Below are 14,281 nucleotides of genomic sequence, written 5' to 3'. Positions count from 1 at the left end.
GTGTTGTAGCTAAAATCTTCGCTTAATAGCATTTAGATTTTTGCACTCTCTTCATTAGAAGAGCACGCATCTGAAAAGGGGAGCTTCGGCTTCCCTTTTGTTTTCTCAAAAGAAATATTACCTTCCATCTGTCTTCTTCCCTCTCGATACAAAACCAACTTCCAATAAATTGCGATTATTTTTCCAACACTACTTGCATACTAAAGTGTGATCTGTATAATGCATCGCACTGGCTAACGCTGGTTGTGAACCAATGAGCACTGAGGAGTAGGTCTTACCTAGTAATGTATACTCAGCTTATGTTCGCGGTTAATAAAAATAGTAAACTTCTTGTTTACTTCAAAAGTTAACTGACAATGCGTCCTAATTTTGGGTGCTACGGTTTCACATAAATCAATCGGCATTCTCTCGTTTTATCGGGTTTGAGTGGCGATATTGTTTGTGTAATTTTTAATAATTGGAGCTCTGTCTCATGCAGAACCAACGTATTCGTATCCGCCTTAAAGCGTTTGATTACAAGCTAATCGATGCTTCAACTGCGGAAATCGTTGAAACAGCAAAACGTACTGGCGCACAGGTTCGTGGTCCTATTCCACTTCCTACTCGTAAAGAGCGTTTCACTGTTCTTACCTCTCCACACGTCAACAAAGATGCACGTGATCAGTACGAAATCCGTACTCACAAGCGTTTGATCGACATCGTTGAGCCAACAGATAAAACTGTTGATGCTCTAATGCGTCTTGATCTTGCAGCTGGCGTTGATGTTCAAATCAGCCTAGGTTAAGGGAGATAAGAATAATGATTGGTCTAGTCGGACGTAAAGTGGGTATGACCCGCGTATTTACTGAAGAAGGCGTTTCTATCCCAGTAACTGTTGTTGAGGTTGAAGCGAACCGTATTTCTCAAGTTAAAACTCTTGAGACAGACGGCTACGCAGCAATCCAAGTAACTACTGGTGCTAAGAAAGCTAACCGTGTAACTAAACCTGAAGCTGGTCACTTCGCGAAAGCGGGTGTAGAAGCAGGTCGCGGTCTTTGGGAATTCCGTTTAGAAAACGGCGAAGAGTTTGAAGTTGGCGCTGAGCTAAACGTAGAACTTTTCAACGAAATTAAAAAAGTAGACGTTACTGGTACATCTAAAGGTAAAGGCTTCCAAGGCGCTATCAAGCGTTGGAACTTCTCTACTCAAGATATGACTCACGGTAACTCTTTGTCTCACCGCGCACCGGGTTCAATTGGCCAATGTCAAACTCCAGGCCGCGTGTTTAAAGGCAAGAAAATGGCAGGTCACATGGGTGCTGAGCGTGTAACGACTCAAAACCTAGAGATCGTACGTGTTGACGCTGAGCGCAATCTACTCCTTATTAAAGGTGCAGTACCGGGCTCAACAGGCGGAAACGTGATCGTAAAACCTGCTGTTAAAGCATAACGTCTAGGAGTAAGTAATGGAATTGATGGTTAAAGGTGCTGATGCACTAACTGTTTCCGAGACTACTTTCGGACGTGACTTCAACGAAGCTCTTGTACACCAAGTAGTTGTTGCATATGCAGCAGGTGCTCGTCAAGGTACTCGTGCTCAAAAGACTCGTTCTGAAGTATCTGGCGGTGGCGCTAAGCCATGGCGTCAAAAAGGTACTGGCCGCGCACGTGCTGGTACAATTCGTAGCCCAATCTGGCGTACAGGTGGTGTTACTTTTGCTGCGAAACCACAAGATCACAGCCAAAAAGTAAACAAAAAAATGTACCGCGGTGCTATGAAGAGCATTCTTTCTGAGCTAGTTCGTCAAGAGCGTTTAATCGTTGTTGATAACTTCTCTGTAGAAGCACCAAAAACAAAAGAACTTGTAGCTAAGCTTAAAGAGCTTGAGCTAAGCGACGTTCTGATTGTGACTGGCGAAGTAGATGAAAATCTATTCTTAGCTGCTCGTAACCTATACAAAGTAGATGCACGTGATGTTGCTGGTGTTGATCCAGTATCACTAATCGCTTTCGACAAGGTTCTAATGACTGCTGACGCAGTTAAGCAAGTTGAGGAGATGCTAGCATGATCACTGAAGAGCGTATCTTAAAAGTTCTACGTGCTCCGCACATCTCTGAAAAAGCAACTATGGCAGCTGAGAAAGCGAACACTATCGTTTTCAAAGTAGCTAAAGATGCAACTAAGAAAGAGATCAAAGCAGCTGTAGAAAAGCTATTTGAAGTTGAAGTTAAGTCTGTAAATACTCTTGTATTAAAGGGTAAGACCAAACGTCAAGGTATGCGTGAAGGCCGTCGTTCAGACGTTAAGAAAGCCTACGTTACTTTGAAAGAAGGTCAAGATCTTGACTTCGTTGGCGGCGCGGAATAACAGGAGTAGTAAAAATGGCTATTGTTAAATGTAAGCCGACTTCCCCTGGTCGTCGTCACGTCGTTAAAGTTGTTAACGCTGACCTACACAAGGGTAAGCCATACGCACCACTTCTAGAGAAAAACTCTAAGAACGGTGGTCGTAACAACAACGGTCGTATTACAGTACGTCACATCGGTGGTGGTCATAAGCACCATTACCGTGTAATTGACTTCAAACGTACTAAAGATGGCATCCCAGCGAAAGTTGAGCGTCTAGAATACGATCCAAACCGTAGTGCTAACATCGCTCTAGTTCTGTACGCAGACGGTGAGCGTCGTTACATCATTGCACCTAAAGGTGTTAACGCAGGCGACCAGATTCAATCTGGCGTAGATGCTGCAATCAAAGCAGGTAACACTCTGCCGATGCGCAACATCCCAGTAGGTTCTACTGTACACTGTGTTGAACTTAAGCCTGGTAAAGGTGCTCAACTAGCTCGTTCGGCTGGTGCTTATGCTCAAATCATCGCTCGCGATGGTGCATACGTAACTATCCGTCTACGTTCTGGTGAGATGCGCAAAGTTCTTTCTGAAGGTCGTGCAACGATCGGTGAAGTTGGTAACTCTGAGCATATGCTACGTGAACTTGGTAAAGCTGGTGCTTCACGCTGGCGCGGCGTACGTCCAACCGTACGTGGTGTAGTAATGAACCCGGTGGATCACCCACATGGTGGTGGTGAAGGCCGCACATCTGGTGGTCGTCACCCAGTTTCTCCTTGGGGCGTTCCTACTAAGGGCTTCAAGACTCGTAAGAACAAGCGCACTGACAAGTACATCGTACGTCGTCGCACTAAATAATTTATAAAGAGGAATCGCCATGCCACGTTCTCTCAAGAAAGGTCCTTTTATTGACCTACACTTGCTGAAGAAGGTAGAGAAAGCGGTGGAAAGCGGAGACAAAAAGCCTATTAAGACTTGGTCCCGTCGCTCAATGATCATCCCAACAATGATTGGTTTGACCATCGCTGTCCATAATGGTCGTCAGCACGTTCCAGTTTTCGTTACCGAAGAAATGATCGGTCACAAACTGGGCGAATTTGCACCAACTCGTACTTATCGCGGTCATGCTGCAGATAAGAAAGCTAAGAAGAAATAAGGAGTAGATGATGGAAGCTTTAGCTAAACATAACTTTGCTCGTATTTCTCCACAGAAAGCTCGCTTAGTTGCAGACCAAATTCGCGGTAAGTCGGTAGACCAAGCTCTAGAAATTCTAACTTTCAGCAACAAAAAAGCTGCTGTATTAGTTAAGAAGGTTCTTGAGTCAGCTATCGCTAACGCGGAACATAACGAAGGTGCAGATATCGACGATCTAAATGTCGCTAAAATCTTCGTAGATGAGGGCCCTATCATGAAGCGTATTATGCCTCGTGCTAAAGGTCGTGCGGATCGTATCTTGAAGCGTTCAAGCCACATCACTATTGTTGTAGCAGATCGCTAAAGACTAGGAGAGTAAGCAATGGGTCAGAAAGTACATCCTAATGGTATTCGTCTTGGCATCGTTAAGCCTTGGAATGCTACATGGTTTGCTAATACCAACGAATTCGCTGACAACCTAGACGGCGACTTCAAGGTACGTCAGTTCCTTACAAAGGAACTACAAAAAGCATCATTATCTCGTATCGTTATCGAGCGTCCAGCTAAGAGCATCCGTGTGACTATTCACACTGCTCGTCCTGGCGTTGTTATCGGTAAGAAAGGTGAAGACGTAGAGAAGCTACGCGCAGCTGTAGCTAAAATCGCAGGTGTACCAGCGCAAATTAACATCGCTGAAGTACGTAAGCCTGAGCTAGATGGTCAGCTTGTAGCTGATAGCATCGCGTCTCAACTAGAGCGTCGTGTTATGTTCCGTCGTGCAATGAAGCGTGCGGTACAAAATGCTATGCGTCTAGGCGCTAAAGGCATCAAAGTACAAGTAGGCGGCCGTCTTGGCGGTGCTGAAATCGCACGTTCTGAGTGGTACCGTGAAGGCCGTGTGCCTCTACACACTCTACGTGCAGACATTGATTACGCAACTTCTTCGGCTCACACTCAATACGGTGTGATCGGCATTAAAGTTTGGATCTTCAAAGGTGAGATTCTAGGCGGTATGCCAGCTGCTAACGCAGTAGAGCCAAAAGGCGATAAGCCTAAGAAGCAGCGTAAAGGCCGTAAGTAAGGAGTCGAACGATGCTACAACCAAAACGTACTAAGTTCCGCAAGGTTATGACTGGTCGTAACCGTGGTCTAGCTAAAGGTACTGAAGTAAGCTTCGGCGAATTCGGTCTTAAAGCTGTTGGCCGTGGTCGTCTGACTGCTCGTCAAATCGAAGCGGCACGTCGTGCTATGACACGTCACATTAAGCGTCAAGGTCAAATCTGGATTCGTGTATTCCCAGACAAGCCAATTACTGAAAAGCCTCTTGAAGTTCGTCAAGGTAAAGGTAAAGGTTCAGTTGCGTACTGGGTTGCTCAAATCCAACCAGGCAAAGTTATGTACGAGATGAATGGCGTACCTGAAGAGTTGGCACGTGAAGCGTTCCGCCTAGCGGCACGTAAACTGCCTGTTAAAACTACTTTTGTAACTAAGCAGGTGATGTGATGAAAGCACAAGATCTACGCGAAAAGAACGTTGAAGAGCTTAACGCTGAGCTATTGAATTTGCTACGTGAACAGTTCAACTTGCGCATGCAAGCTGCAACTGGTCAACTTCAGCAAACTCATACTCTAAAAGCTGTACGCCGTGACATCGCACGTGTGAAAACTGTTTTGACTGAAAAGGCAGGCGCATAATGAGCGAAACTAACCGCATCCAGCAAGGCCGTGTAGTAAGCGACAAGATGGACAAGTCTATCGTTGTTGCTATTGAACGCACTGTAAAACACCCAATTTACGGTAAGTTCATCAAACGCACGACTAAAGTACACGCACACGACGAAGACAACACTTGTGGCCTAGGCGACAAAGTTGAAATCGCTGAGTGTCGTCCTCTGTCTAAGACTAAGTCTTGGACATTGGTTAAAGTTCTAGAAAAAGCGAAGATTTAATCTTTGTAATTCTATAACTTATAAGCGGCTCCAAATTATTTTTTGGAGCCGCTTGTTTTTTGTCTACCCAATTTAAAAAAAGGGTGGTACAATTCGCGTCCCTTTTAAAGAGGCAGCCCGACCCGAGAGGGTCTAGTTTTAATATTTAGCGGAGCACTAACAATGATCCAGATGCAAAGTACACTTGACGCAGCAGATAACTCTGGCGCGCGCAAGGTAATGTGTATTAAGGTTCTGGGTGGCTCTCACCGCCGTTATGCACATATCGGTGACGTCATCAAGGTTACAGTGAAGGAAGCGATTCCTCGCGGTAAAGTAAAGAAAGGTGATGTTCTGAAGGCGGTAGTAGTGCGCACCCGTAAAGGCGTTCGTCGCCCAGACGGTTCTGTCATTCGCTTCGACAGTAATGCTTGTGTATTGTTAAATGACACTACTGAGCAACCAGTCGGCACACGTATCTTTGGTCCTGTGACTCGTGAACTTCGTAACGCGAAATTCATGAAGATTGTATCACTAGCACCTGAAGTTCTGTAAGGAGCGGCAATATGGCAGCTAAAATCCGTCGTAATGACGAAGTAATCATTCTTGCTGGTAAAGATAAAGGCAAGAAAGGTAAAGTAACTAAGGTTCTGACAACTGGTAAAGTTATCGTTGAAGGCATCAACCTTGTTAAGAAACACCAAAAGCCGGTTCCGGCTCTAGGTCAACAAGGTGGCATCGTTGAACAAGAAGCAGCTATTGATGCTTCTAACGTTGCTGTTTTTAACGCGGCTACTGGTAAAGCAGACCGTATCGGTTTCCGTATCGAAGATGGCAAGAAAGTTCGTTTCTTCAAATCTAACGGCGAAACTGTTTCTAACTAATTAGAAGTAATTTGGAGTTCTACTATGGCGAAACTGCATGATTACTACAAGTCGTCTGTAGTCGCTGAGCTTACCAAAGAGTTCAGCTACACAAGCGTCATGCAAGTCCCTAGGATTGAGAAAATCACCCTAAATATGGGCGTTGGTGAAGCAATCAACGATAAGAAACTGCTAGAAAACGCAGCAGCTGATATGGCAACGATCTCTGGTCAAAAGCCACTTATCACTAAAGCGCGTAAATCTGTAGCTGGTTTCAAAATTCGTGAAGGCTACCCAATTGGTTGTAAAGTAACCTTGCGTGGTGAGCGCATGTGGGAATTTTTAGAGCGTTTAATCTCTATCGCACTTCCACGTGTACGTGATTTCCGTGGTGTTAGCGCTAAGTCTTTTGACGGTCGCGGTAACTACAGCATGGGCGTTCGCGAGCAAATCATCTTTCCGGAAATCGACTACGATAAAGTCGATCGTGTCCGCGGTCTTGATATCACTATCACGACTTCTGCGGGTTCCGATGAGGAAGGCCGAGCTCTGCTGGCTGCCTTTAACTTCCCATTCCGTAAGTAAGGGTAGGGTTACTGTTATGGCTAAACAATCAATGAAAGCACGTGAAGCTAAACGTGCAAAACTAGTAGCTAAGTTCGCTGAAAAGCGTTCTGCGCTAAAAGTTATCATTAGCGATGTAAACGCATCTGAAGAAGATCGTTGGAATGCGGTTCTTAAACTGCAATCTCTTCCACGTGATTCAAGTGCATCACGTCAGCGCAACCGTTGCAACCAAACTGGTCGTCCACACGGTTACCTACGTAAATTCGGTCTAAGCCGCATTAAGGTTCGTGAAGCTTGCATGAAAGGCGAGATTCCGGGTCTTCGTAAGGCTAGCTGGTAATTGCCACTTAATCATTTGGAGTAAATCTTATGAGCATGCAAGATCCGATTTCGGATATGCTGACCCGAGTTCGTAACGGTCAGGCAGCAAACAAAGTTGCTGTAAAAATGCCTTCTTCAAAGCTTAAAGTTGCAATTGCTGCATTACTTAAAGCTGAAGGTTACATCGTAGACTTCGCTGTTAACAGCGAAGCAAAACCTGAGCTAGAAGTTACTCTTAAGTACTTCCAAGCTAAACCTGTAATCGAGCAAATCAAGCGTGTATCACGTCCTGGTCTAAGAGTTTATAAAAATAAAGACTCTTTACCTACAGTGATGGGTGGTCTTGGTATTGCAGTTGTTTCTACTTCCAAGGGTCTGATGTCTGACCGTGCTGCTCGTAAAGCAGGTCTTGGCGGTGAAATCATCTGTTACGTAGCTTAAGGAGTAGATTATGTCTCGTGTTGCTAAAGCACCTGTCGCTATTCCAGCTGGCGTAGAGGTGAAACTAAACGGCCAAGAAGTTACTGTAAAAGGTAGCAAAGGTGAGCTTACTCGCGTTCTTAACAGCGCCGTAGTTATTGCACAGGAAGAAACCAACCTAACTTTCGGTCCGAAAGAAGGTGTTACTAACGCATGGGCACAAGCTGGTACAGCTCGCGCTCTAGTTAATAACATGGTTGTGGGTGTTACTGAGGGCTTCACTAAGAAGCTAACTCTTAAGGGTGTTGGTTACCGTGCTGCTATGAAAGGCAACTCTGTAGCTCTAACTCTTGGTTTTTCTCACCCAGTAGAGCACGCTCTACCTGAAGGTATTAAAGCTGAGTGCCCTAGCCAAACTGAGATCATCATTACTGGTTGCGATAAGCAAGTAGTAGGTCAAGTTGCGGCTGACATTCGTTCTTACCGTGCTCCTGAGCCTTACAAAGGCAAAGGTGTTCGTTACGCAGATGAAAATGTGCGTACTAAAGAAGCTAAGAAGAAGTAAGGTATCACTATGGATAAGAAAGCATCTCGCATCCGTCGTGCTACACGTGCACGTCGTAAGATTGCAGAACTTGGTGCAACTCGCCTGGTAGTACACCGTACTCCTCGCCATGTTTACGCACAAGTTATCGCGGCAAACGGCTCTGAGGTTATCGCAGCTGCTTCTACTGTAGAAAAAGCGATCCGTGAGCAAGTTAAGAACACTGGTAACGTTGATGCAGCTAAAGCAGTTGGTAAAGCTGTTGCTGAGCGCGCTCTTGAAAAAGGCGTAGCTTCAGTTGCATTTGATCGTTCTGGTTTCCAATACCACGGTCGAGTAGCGGCGCTAGCAGAATCTGCTCGCGAAGCTGGTCTGAAATTCTAAGGTAGGGTTGGAAGATGGCTAAAGAACAACAACAAGCTAATGATTTGCAAGAAAAGCTGATCGCAGTTAACCGTGTATCTAAGACGGTTAAAGGTGGTCGAATCATGAGCTTTACTGCACTAACAGTAGTTGGTGACGGTAACGGTCGCGTAGGTTTCGGTTACGGCAAAGCTCGTGAAGTACCTGCTGCGATTCAAAAAGCAATGGAAAAAGCGCGCCGTAACATGGTTACAGTATCGCTTAACGAAGGCACTCTTCACCACCCGGTGAAAGGTCGTCATTCGGGCTCTAAAGTTTACATGCAGCCAGCTGCAGAAGGTACAGGTGTTATTGCCGGCGGTGCAATGCGTGCTGTACTTGAAGTTGCGGGCGTACATAACGTACTTTCTAAAGCATACGGTTCAACGAACCCGATCAACATCGTTCGTGCAACGATTGGTGCTCTAGTAGACGTTAAGTCACCAGAAATGGTTGCTGCTAAACGTGGTCTAACTGTTGAATCTATTTCGGAGTAAGCACACGATGGCAACTATTAAAGTAACTCAAACTAAAAGCTCAATTGGTCGCCTACCTAAGCACAAAGCGTGTCTTAAAGGTCTAGGTCTTCGTCGCATCAACCATACAGTAGAACTTGAAGATACACCGTGCGTACGCGGTATGATCAACAAGGTTTACTACATGGTTAAGATTGAGGAGTAATCAGAATGCGTTTGAATACTCTATCACCGGCTGCTGGCTCTAAACCTTCTAAGAAGCGTGTAGGTCGTGGTATCGGTTCTGGCCTTGGTAAAACAGGTGGCCGCGGTCACAAAGGTCAAAAGTCACGTTCTGGCGGCTCTGTTCGTCCAGGTTTTGAAGGCGGTCAAATGCCTCTAAAACAACGTCTACCTAAATTCGGTTTCACTTCTCGTAAGAGCCTAGTGTCTGCTGAAGTTCGTCTAGCTGAGCTAGCGAAAGTAACAGGTGACGTAGTTGATCTTAACAGCCTTAAAGCTGCTAACGTTATCACTAAGAACATCGAGTTTGTTAAGATCGTTCTTTCTGGTGACCTAAGCAAAGCTGTGACTGTTAAAGGTCTACGCGTGACTAAAGGCGCTAAAGCTGCAATCGAAGCTGCAGGCGGTAAAATCGAGGAATAATCTCGAGGAACGAGGTACAGATGGCTAAGAAACCAGGACAAGATTTTCGTAGTGCTCAGAGCGGCTTAAGTGAACTAAAGTCGCGCTTATTATTCGTAATTGGTGCACTTTTAGTATTCCGAGCCGGCTCTTTTGTGCCGATCCCTGGTATTGACGCAGCTGTACTTGCCGATTTGTTCGATCAGCAAAAAGGTACCATCGTAGAAATGTTTAACATGTTCTCCGGTGGTGCTCTTGAGCGTGCATCTATATTAGCATTGGGTATCATGCCGTACATTTCGGCATCGATCGTAGTCCAATTGCTAACTGTAGTTCATCCAGCGTTAGCGGAACTCAAGAAAGAGGGTGAAGCAGGCCGTCGTAAGATAAGCCAATATACACGCTACGGCACGCTTGTACTTGCAACATTCCAAGCTATTGGTATCGCAACAGGCTTACCAAACATGGTCGACAATCTGGTTGTTATCAACCAAACCATGTTTACGCTTATTGCTACCGTGAGTTTAGTAACTGGTACCATGTTCTTAATGTGGTTAGGTGAACAAATCACTGAGCGAGGAATCGGTAATGGTATTTCCATTCTGATTTTTGCAGGTATTGTTGCTGGATTGCCTTCTGCAATCGGTCAAACAATCGAGCAAGCGCGTCAAGGTGAATTGCATGTGCTTCTTCTGCTGTTGATTGCTGTATTGTCTTTTGCTGTTATTTACTTCGTAGTTTTCATGGAACGTGGTCAACGTCGTATCGTCGTTAACTATGCGAAACGTCAACAAGGTCGTAAAGTTTTTGCAGCACAAAGCTCTCACTTGCCTCTTAAGATTAATATGGCAGGTGTTATTCCAGCGATTTTCGCATCAAGTATTATTTTGTTCCCAGGAACATTAGCGCAGTGGTTTGGTCAAAATGGTGAAAGCAGCGCGTTCGGTTGGTTAACTGACGTGTCATTAGCTCTTAGCCCAGGTCAACCTTTGTATGTAATGCTTTATGCAGCAGCTATAATCTTCTTCTGTTTCTTCTATACAGCGTTGGTGTTTAACCCACGTGAAACAGCTGATAACTTGAAGAAGTCTGGTGCATTCGTACCCGGTATCCGCCCAGGTGAGCAGACAGCGAAATATATCGATAAAGTGATGACTAGACTAACCCTTGCGGGCGCTCTATACATTACTTTTATATGTCTGATTCCTGAGTTCATGATGGTCGCGTGGAACGTTCGTTTCTACTTTGGCGGCACATCACTACTAATCGTAGTGGTAGTTATCATGGATTTCATGGCACAGGTACAGACTCATCTGATGTCACAACAGTATGATTCTGTGTTAAAGAAAGCGAATCTGAAGGGTTACGGCCGTTAATTCGGTGGTAACAATTTCGATTCCATTTACGGAGTTTAGCAATGAAAGTTCGTGCTTCCGTTAAAAAAATCTGCCGTAACTGTAAAGTTATCAAGCGTAACGGTGTCGTTCGCGTGATTTGCAGTGAGCCAAAGCATAAGCAACGCCAAGGCTAATTAGCAGAAATTTTTACTTGAAATACAAGGTAGAGTCGAGTATATTCCTCGGCCTACCTTTTGCGTGCAAAAGAAGTAGTATGCCGCAGCGTATCCATAACGGGCTTTGCTGCGGATAATTCTTTTATGAACCCCTTAGGAGTGAATAATGGCCCGTATAGCCGGCATTAACATTCCTGATCATAAGCATTCTGTAATTGCACTTACTGCAATCTACGGTATCGGTAAAACTCGCTCTCAAGCTATTCTAGCTGAAGTGGGTATTGCTGAAGATGCTAAGATCAGTGAACTAACTGAAGAGCAGATCGATCAACTGCGTGATGGTGTAGCTAAGTACACTGTAGAAGGTGATCTACGTCGTGAAGTATCGATGAACATCAAGCGTCTTATGGACCTTGGCTGTTACCGCGGTCTTCGTCATCGTCGCAGTCTACCACTACGTGGACAGCGTACTAAAACCAACGCTCGCACCCGTAAGGGTCCGCGCAAGCCGATCAAGAAATAGTCGGATAAGGTAGAGTACAATGGCAAAACAACCAACTCGCGCGCGTAAGCGCGTACGCAAGCAAGTAGCTGATGGCGTAGCGCACATTCATGCTTCTTTCAACAACACAATCGTAACTATCACTGACCGTCAAGGCAACGCTCTTGCATGGGCTACAGCAGGTGGTTCAGGTTTCCGTGGTTCTCGTAAATCTACTCCGTTCGCAGCACAAGTTGCAGCTGAGCGTTGTGGTGAAATGGCTAAAGAATATGGCCTAAAGAACTTGGAAGTTATGGTTAAGGGTCCAGGTCCAGGTCGCGAATCTACTGTTCGTGCACTGAACGCTGCTGGTTTCCGTATCACTAACATTGTTGATGCGACACCAATCCCTCATAACGGTTGTCGTCCACCTAAGAAACGTCGCGTTTAAGTTTCGTTTCTAGGAATATTGGAGAAAGATCATGGCAAGATATTTGGGTCCTAAGCTTAAGCTTAGCCGTCGCGAAGGTACTGACTTATTCCTTAAGTCTGGTGTCCGTGCGATCGATACCAAGTGTAAAATTGATAACGCACCAGGTGTACACGGCGCTCGTCGCGGTCGTCTATCTGAGTATGGCGTTCAGCTTCGTGAGAAGCAAAAAGTTCGTCGTATCTACGGCGTTCTAGAAAAACAATTCCGCAACTACTACAAAGAAGCTGCACGTCTTAAAGGCAACACAGGTGCAAACCTGCTTCAGCTTCTTGAAGGTCGTCTTGATAACGTAGTTTACCGTATGGGCTTTGGCGCTACTCGTGCTGAATCTCGTCAACTAGTTAGCCACAAGTCTATTCTAGTTAACGGTAAAGTTGTAAACGTTCCTTCTTTCAAAGTAGCGGCAAACGACGTTGTTTCTATCCGCGAGAAAGCTAAACAGCAATCTCGTATTAAAGCGGCTCTAGAAGTTGCTGAACAACGTGAAAAGCCAACTTGGATTGAAGTAGATGCTGGCAAAATGGAAGGTACATTCAAGCGTATGCCTGAGCGTTCTGACCTATCAGCTGACATCAATGAACACTTGATCGTCGAACTTTACTCTAAGTAAGGTTAAAAAAAGAGAGGACACAATGCAGGGTTCTGTAACAGAATTTCTTAAGCCGCGTCTTGTTGACATTGAACAGATCAATACGACACACGCGAAAGTAACTCTTGAGCCATTAGAGCGCGGTTTCGGCCACACTCTAGGTAATGCTCTTCGCCGCATTCTTCTATCTTCTATGCCGGGTTGTGCCGTAACAGAAGTTGAAATTGAAGGTGTGCTACACGAATACAGCACTAAAGAAGGCGTTCAGGAAGATATCCTGGAAATCCTTCTAAACCTTAAAGGTTTGGCTGTACGCGTTGCTGAAGGCAAAGATGAAGTGTTTATTACACTGAACAAATCAGGCTCAGGCCCTGTTGTTGCAGGTGACATCACCCACGATGGTGATGTAGAGATCGCTAACCCTGAGCACGTAATTTGTCACCTAACGGATGACAACGCTGAGATCGCTATGCGTATCAAAGTAGAACGTGGTCGTGGTTACGTTCCAGCTTCAGCTCGTATCCATACTGAAGAAGATGAGCGTCCTATCGGTCGTCTACTAGTTGACGCTACTTACAGCCCGGTTGATAAAATCGCTTACGCTGTAGAAGCGGCACGTGTAGAACAACGTACTGATTTAGACAAGCTTGTTATCGATATGGAAACGAACGGTACTCTAGAACCTGAGGAAGCAATCCGTCGTGCAGCTACTATTTTAGCTGAACAATTGGATGCGTTCGTAGATCTTCGTGATGTACGTGTACCTGAGGAGAAGGAAGAGAAGCCAGAATTCGATCCTATCCTACTACGTCCTGTAGACGATCTTGAACTAACAGTTCGCTCTGCTAACTGTTTGAAAGCAGAAGCGATTCACTACATCGGTGATCTTGTACAGCGCACTGAGGTTGAGCTACTTAAAACGCCAAACCTTGGTAAGAAATCTCTTACAGAGATTAAAGATGTGCTTGCTTCACGTGGTCTTTCTCTAGGCATGCGTCTAGAAAACTGGCCACCAGCGTCAATCGCTGAAGATTAATCGAAAAGTTAGAAGGATTAGGTCATGCGCCATCGTAAAAGTGGTCGTCAACTCAACCGCAACAGCAGTCATCGCAAAGCGATGTTCAGCAACATGGCTAGCTCTCTTGTTCGTCACGAAGTTATTAAAACTACCGTGCCTAAAGCAAAAGAACTACGTCGCGTAATTGAGCCATTGATTACCCTAGCTAAGACAGACAGTGTTGCTAACCGTCGTCTTGCATTTGCTCGCACTCGTGATAACGAAGTTGTGGCAAAACTATTTAATGAACTAGGCCCGCGTTTCGCGGCTCGCCAAGGTGGTTACACTCGCATTCTTAAATGTGGTTTCCGTACTGGTGATAAAGCTCCAATGGCTTACATTGAGCTTGTAGACCGCCCAGCTGCTGAAGAAGCTGCTGAGTAATCTATACTAGATTCTTAATACAAAAGCCGAGCATTAGCTCGGCTTTTTTGTGTCTGTAGAACAAGGAAAAGATAATAGAAATTGCACCATGATGTTTGGCACTTTTTGCTTGTCTTATCTGCTCCAATTTTCAAAAATGTCTCGTATCTCGTATCTCG

General features: G+C 45.2%; 28 protein-coding genes. All 28 read left to right on the top strand.

What is annotated here, in order from left to right; translation table 11 throughout:
* Window positions 1-472 precede the first annotated feature (472 nt).
* The 28 genes from rpsJ (at window position 473) to rplQ (ending at window position 14,123) form a co-directional block, all read left to right on the top strand.
* Window positions 473-784, top strand: coding sequence for a 30S ribosomal protein S10 (gene rpsJ, locus AB4512_RS11675; protein WP_004736761.1), 312 nt, complete (start codon window positions 473-475; stop codon window positions 782-784).
* A gap of 14 nt (window positions 785-798) precedes the next feature.
* Window positions 799-1,428: a 50S ribosomal protein L3 gene (rplC, locus tag AB4512_RS11670; RefSeq protein ID WP_004736763.1), complete on the top strand. Its 630-nt coding sequence runs from the start codon at window positions 799-801 to the stop codon at window positions 1,426-1,428.
* 16 nt (window positions 1,429-1,444) lie between these two features.
* Window positions 1,445-2,047, top strand: a complete 603-nt coding sequence (gene rplD, locus AB4512_RS11665; RefSeq protein ID WP_004738803.1) for a 50S ribosomal protein L4 — start codon at window positions 1,445-1,447, stop codon at window positions 2,045-2,047.
* Window positions 2,044-2,346, top strand: a complete 303-nt coding sequence (gene rplW / locus AB4512_RS11660) for a 50S ribosomal protein L23 (RefSeq protein ID WP_004736765.1) — start codon at window positions 2,044-2,046, stop codon at window positions 2,344-2,346. Before rplD ends, rplW begins: the two co-directional genes overlap by 4 nt.
* Before the next feature lie 14 nt (window positions 2,347-2,360).
* The gene (gene rplB / locus AB4512_RS11655; RefSeq protein ID WP_010435149.1) at window positions 2,361-3,185 is read left to right on the top strand and encodes a 50S ribosomal protein L2; all 825 of its coding nucleotides are present in this window, start codon (window positions 2,361-2,363) and stop codon (window positions 3,183-3,185) included.
* 19 nt (window positions 3,186-3,204) lie between these two features.
* Window positions 3,205-3,483 (top strand): 30S ribosomal protein S19, encoded by a 279-nt coding sequence (gene rpsS, locus AB4512_RS11650; RefSeq protein ID WP_004736729.1) that lies wholly within the window; start codon window positions 3,205-3,207, stop codon window positions 3,481-3,483.
* Between the two features lie 10 nt (window positions 3,484-3,493).
* Window positions 3,494-3,826, top strand: coding sequence for a 50S ribosomal protein L22 (rplV, locus tag AB4512_RS11645; protein WP_004736732.1), 333 nt, complete (start codon window positions 3,494-3,496; stop codon window positions 3,824-3,826).
* A gap of 18 nt (window positions 3,827-3,844) precedes the next feature.
* Complete coding sequence (gene rpsC, locus AB4512_RS11640; protein ID WP_004736734.1) at window positions 3,845-4,543, top strand: 30S ribosomal protein S3; 699 nt, start codon at window positions 3,845-3,847, stop codon at window positions 4,541-4,543.
* Between the two features lie 11 nt (window positions 4,544-4,554).
* The gene (gene rplP, locus AB4512_RS11635) at window positions 4,555-4,965 is read left to right on the top strand and encodes a 50S ribosomal protein L16 (RefSeq protein ID WP_004736736.1); all 411 of its coding nucleotides are present in this window, start codon (window positions 4,555-4,557) and stop codon (window positions 4,963-4,965) included.
* The gene (rpmC, locus tag AB4512_RS11630) at window positions 4,965-5,156 is read left to right on the top strand and encodes a 50S ribosomal protein L29 (protein ID WP_004736737.1); all 192 of its coding nucleotides are present in this window, start codon (window positions 4,965-4,967) and stop codon (window positions 5,154-5,156) included. Before rplP ends, rpmC begins: the two co-directional genes overlap by 1 nt.
* Complete coding sequence (gene rpsQ / locus AB4512_RS11625; protein ID WP_004736739.1) at window positions 5,156-5,410, top strand: 30S ribosomal protein S17; 255 nt, start codon at window positions 5,156-5,158, stop codon at window positions 5,408-5,410. The genes rpmC and rpsQ overlap by 1 nt, the downstream gene beginning before the upstream one ends.
* A 162-nt stretch (window positions 5,411-5,572) precedes the next feature.
* Window positions 5,573-5,944, top strand: coding sequence for a 50S ribosomal protein L14 (gene rplN / locus AB4512_RS11620; protein WP_004736740.1), 372 nt, complete (start codon window positions 5,573-5,575; stop codon window positions 5,942-5,944).
* 11 nt (window positions 5,945-5,955) lie between these two features.
* The gene (gene rplX / locus AB4512_RS11615) at window positions 5,956-6,273 is read left to right on the top strand and encodes a 50S ribosomal protein L24 (RefSeq protein ID WP_004738792.1); all 318 of its coding nucleotides are present in this window, start codon (window positions 5,956-5,958) and stop codon (window positions 6,271-6,273) included.
* Between the two features lie 24 nt (window positions 6,274-6,297).
* Complete coding sequence (gene rplE, locus AB4512_RS11610) at window positions 6,298-6,837, top strand: 50S ribosomal protein L5 (protein ID WP_004738790.1); 540 nt, start codon at window positions 6,298-6,300, stop codon at window positions 6,835-6,837.
* 16 nt (window positions 6,838-6,853) lie between these two features.
* Window positions 6,854-7,159: a 30S ribosomal protein S14 gene (gene rpsN, locus AB4512_RS11605; protein WP_004738789.1), complete on the top strand. Its 306-nt coding sequence runs from the start codon at window positions 6,854-6,856 to the stop codon at window positions 7,157-7,159.
* Window positions 7,160-7,188: 29 nt separating this feature from the next.
* On the top strand, window positions 7,189-7,581 hold the full coding sequence (rpsH, locus tag AB4512_RS11600) for a 30S ribosomal protein S8 (RefSeq protein WP_017061309.1): 393 nt from the start codon (window positions 7,189-7,191) through the stop codon (window positions 7,579-7,581).
* 10 nt (window positions 7,582-7,591) lie between these two features.
* The gene (gene rplF, locus AB4512_RS11595; RefSeq protein ID WP_017063712.1) at window positions 7,592-8,125 is read left to right on the top strand and encodes a 50S ribosomal protein L6; all 534 of its coding nucleotides are present in this window, start codon (window positions 7,592-7,594) and stop codon (window positions 8,123-8,125) included.
* Between the two features lie 9 nt (window positions 8,126-8,134).
* Window positions 8,135-8,488 carry a 50S ribosomal protein L18 gene (gene rplR / locus AB4512_RS11590; RefSeq protein ID WP_004738784.1) on the top strand — a complete coding sequence of 118 codons (354 nt, stop codon included), beginning with the start codon at window positions 8,135-8,137 and terminating at the stop codon, window positions 8,486-8,488.
* Window positions 8,489-8,502: 14 nt separating this feature from the next.
* Window positions 8,503-9,003, top strand: a complete 501-nt coding sequence (gene rpsE, locus AB4512_RS11585) for a 30S ribosomal protein S5 (protein ID WP_017061307.1) — start codon at window positions 8,503-8,505, stop codon at window positions 9,001-9,003.
* Between the two features lie 7 nt (window positions 9,004-9,010).
* On the top strand, window positions 9,011-9,187 hold the full coding sequence (gene rpmD / locus AB4512_RS11580; RefSeq protein WP_004736756.1) for a 50S ribosomal protein L30: 177 nt from the start codon (window positions 9,011-9,013) through the stop codon (window positions 9,185-9,187).
* A gap of 5 nt (window positions 9,188-9,192) precedes the next feature.
* A complete protein-coding gene (gene rplO, locus AB4512_RS11575) occupies window positions 9,193-9,627 on the top strand; it encodes a 50S ribosomal protein L15 (RefSeq protein ID WP_004736758.1) in 435 nt (144 codons plus the stop codon).
* Window positions 9,628-9,647: 20 nt separating this feature from the next.
* Window positions 9,648-10,982 (top strand): preprotein translocase subunit SecY, encoded by a 1,335-nt coding sequence (gene secY, locus AB4512_RS11570; RefSeq protein ID WP_004738781.1) that lies wholly within the window; start codon window positions 9,648-9,650, stop codon window positions 10,980-10,982.
* Between the two features lie 41 nt (window positions 10,983-11,023).
* Window positions 11,024-11,137: a 50S ribosomal protein L36 gene (rpmJ, locus tag AB4512_RS11565; RefSeq protein ID WP_000868186.1), complete on the top strand. Its 114-nt coding sequence runs from the start codon at window positions 11,024-11,026 to the stop codon at window positions 11,135-11,137.
* A gap of 148 nt (window positions 11,138-11,285) precedes the next feature.
* Window positions 11,286-11,642, top strand: a complete 357-nt coding sequence (rpsM, locus tag AB4512_RS11560; protein WP_004738779.1) for a 30S ribosomal protein S13 — start codon at window positions 11,286-11,288, stop codon at window positions 11,640-11,642.
* 19 nt (window positions 11,643-11,661) lie between these two features.
* The gene (rpsK, locus tag AB4512_RS11555) at window positions 11,662-12,051 is read left to right on the top strand and encodes a 30S ribosomal protein S11 (RefSeq protein WP_004738778.1); all 390 of its coding nucleotides are present in this window, start codon (window positions 11,662-11,664) and stop codon (window positions 12,049-12,051) included.
* Window positions 12,052-12,082: 31 nt separating this feature from the next.
* A complete protein-coding gene (gene rpsD / locus AB4512_RS11550; RefSeq protein ID WP_004738777.1) occupies window positions 12,083-12,703 on the top strand; it encodes a 30S ribosomal protein S4 in 621 nt (206 codons plus the stop codon).
* A 22-nt stretch (window positions 12,704-12,725) separates the two neighbouring features.
* On the top strand, window positions 12,726-13,718 hold the full coding sequence (locus tag AB4512_RS11545) for a DNA-directed RNA polymerase subunit alpha (protein ID WP_004729813.1): 993 nt from the start codon (window positions 12,726-12,728) through the stop codon (window positions 13,716-13,718).
* Between the two features lie 24 nt (window positions 13,719-13,742).
* Window positions 13,743-14,123: a 50S ribosomal protein L17 gene (gene rplQ, locus AB4512_RS11540; RefSeq protein WP_004729812.1), complete on the top strand. Its 381-nt coding sequence runs from the start codon at window positions 13,743-13,745 to the stop codon at window positions 14,121-14,123.
* Window positions 14,124-14,281: the final 158 nt, after the last annotated feature.

It is taken from the genome of Vibrio sp. 10N.222.52.B7, from assembly GCF_041474275.1.
In the GTDB taxonomy this organism is placed as follows: domain Bacteria; phylum Pseudomonadota; class Gammaproteobacteria; order Enterobacterales; family Vibrionaceae; genus Vibrio; species Vibrio crassostreae_C.
The sequence above is the reverse complement of the archived record's forward strand: the minus strand, read 5'-3'. Positions and strand labels throughout refer to the sequence as shown.

What these genes read in the sequence shown, in the direction of transcription:
- rpsJ (WP_004736761.1), top strand. Translation starts at nt 473, where the DNA reads ATGCAGAACCAACGTATTCGTATCCGCCTTAAAGCGTTTGATTACAAG.
- rplC (WP_004736763.1), top strand. Translation starts at nt 799, where the DNA reads ATGATTGGTCTAGTCGGACGTAAAGTGGGTATGACCCGCGTATTTACT.
- rplD (WP_004738803.1), top strand. Translation starts at nt 1,445, where the DNA reads ATGGAATTGATGGTTAAAGGTGCTGATGCACTAACTGTTTCCGAGACT.
- rplW (WP_004736765.1), top strand. Translation starts at nt 2,044, where the DNA reads ATGATCACTGAAGAGCGTATCTTAAAAGTTCTACGTGCTCCGCACATC.
- rplB (WP_010435149.1), top strand. Translation starts at nt 2,361, where the DNA reads ATGGCTATTGTTAAATGTAAGCCGACTTCCCCTGGTCGTCGTCACGTC.
- rpsS (WP_004736729.1), top strand. Translation starts at nt 3,205, where the DNA reads ATGCCACGTTCTCTCAAGAAAGGTCCTTTTATTGACCTACACTTGCTG.
- rplV (WP_004736732.1), top strand. Translation starts at nt 3,494, where the DNA reads ATGGAAGCTTTAGCTAAACATAACTTTGCTCGTATTTCTCCACAGAAA.
- rpsC (WP_004736734.1), top strand. Translation starts at nt 3,845, where the DNA reads ATGGGTCAGAAAGTACATCCTAATGGTATTCGTCTTGGCATCGTTAAG.
- rplP (WP_004736736.1), top strand. Translation starts at nt 4,555, where the DNA reads ATGCTACAACCAAAACGTACTAAGTTCCGCAAGGTTATGACTGGTCGT.
- rpmC (WP_004736737.1), top strand. Translation starts at nt 4,965, where the DNA reads ATGAAAGCACAAGATCTACGCGAAAAGAACGTTGAAGAGCTTAACGCT.
- rpsQ (WP_004736739.1), top strand. Translation starts at nt 5,156, where the DNA reads ATGAGCGAAACTAACCGCATCCAGCAAGGCCGTGTAGTAAGCGACAAG.
- rplN (WP_004736740.1), top strand. Translation starts at nt 5,573, where the DNA reads ATGATCCAGATGCAAAGTACACTTGACGCAGCAGATAACTCTGGCGCG.
- rplX (WP_004738792.1), top strand. Translation starts at nt 5,956, where the DNA reads ATGGCAGCTAAAATCCGTCGTAATGACGAAGTAATCATTCTTGCTGGT.
- rplE (WP_004738790.1), top strand. Translation starts at nt 6,298, where the DNA reads ATGGCGAAACTGCATGATTACTACAAGTCGTCTGTAGTCGCTGAGCTT.
- rpsN (WP_004738789.1), top strand. Translation starts at nt 6,854, where the DNA reads ATGGCTAAACAATCAATGAAAGCACGTGAAGCTAAACGTGCAAAACTA.
- rpsH (WP_017061309.1), top strand. Translation starts at nt 7,189, where the DNA reads ATGAGCATGCAAGATCCGATTTCGGATATGCTGACCCGAGTTCGTAAC.
- rplF (WP_017063712.1), top strand. Translation starts at nt 7,592, where the DNA reads ATGTCTCGTGTTGCTAAAGCACCTGTCGCTATTCCAGCTGGCGTAGAG.
- rplR (WP_004738784.1), top strand. Translation starts at nt 8,135, where the DNA reads ATGGATAAGAAAGCATCTCGCATCCGTCGTGCTACACGTGCACGTCGT.
- rpsE (WP_017061307.1), top strand. Translation starts at nt 8,503, where the DNA reads ATGGCTAAAGAACAACAACAAGCTAATGATTTGCAAGAAAAGCTGATC.
- rpmD (WP_004736756.1), top strand. Translation starts at nt 9,011, where the DNA reads ATGGCAACTATTAAAGTAACTCAAACTAAAAGCTCAATTGGTCGCCTA.
- rplO (WP_004736758.1), top strand. Translation starts at nt 9,193, where the DNA reads ATGCGTTTGAATACTCTATCACCGGCTGCTGGCTCTAAACCTTCTAAG.
- secY (WP_004738781.1), top strand. Translation starts at nt 9,648, where the DNA reads ATGGCTAAGAAACCAGGACAAGATTTTCGTAGTGCTCAGAGCGGCTTA.
- rpmJ (WP_000868186.1), top strand. Translation starts at nt 11,024, where the DNA reads ATGAAAGTTCGTGCTTCCGTTAAAAAAATCTGCCGTAACTGTAAAGTT.
- rpsM (WP_004738779.1), top strand. Translation starts at nt 11,286, where the DNA reads ATGGCCCGTATAGCCGGCATTAACATTCCTGATCATAAGCATTCTGTA.
- rpsK (WP_004738778.1), top strand. Translation starts at nt 11,662, where the DNA reads ATGGCAAAACAACCAACTCGCGCGCGTAAGCGCGTACGCAAGCAAGTA.
- rpsD (WP_004738777.1), top strand. Translation starts at nt 12,083, where the DNA reads ATGGCAAGATATTTGGGTCCTAAGCTTAAGCTTAGCCGTCGCGAAGGT.
- AB4512_RS11545 (WP_004729813.1), top strand. Translation starts at nt 12,726, where the DNA reads ATGCAGGGTTCTGTAACAGAATTTCTTAAGCCGCGTCTTGTTGACATT.
- rplQ (WP_004729812.1), top strand. Translation starts at nt 13,743, where the DNA reads ATGCGCCATCGTAAAAGTGGTCGTCAACTCAACCGCAACAGCAGTCAT.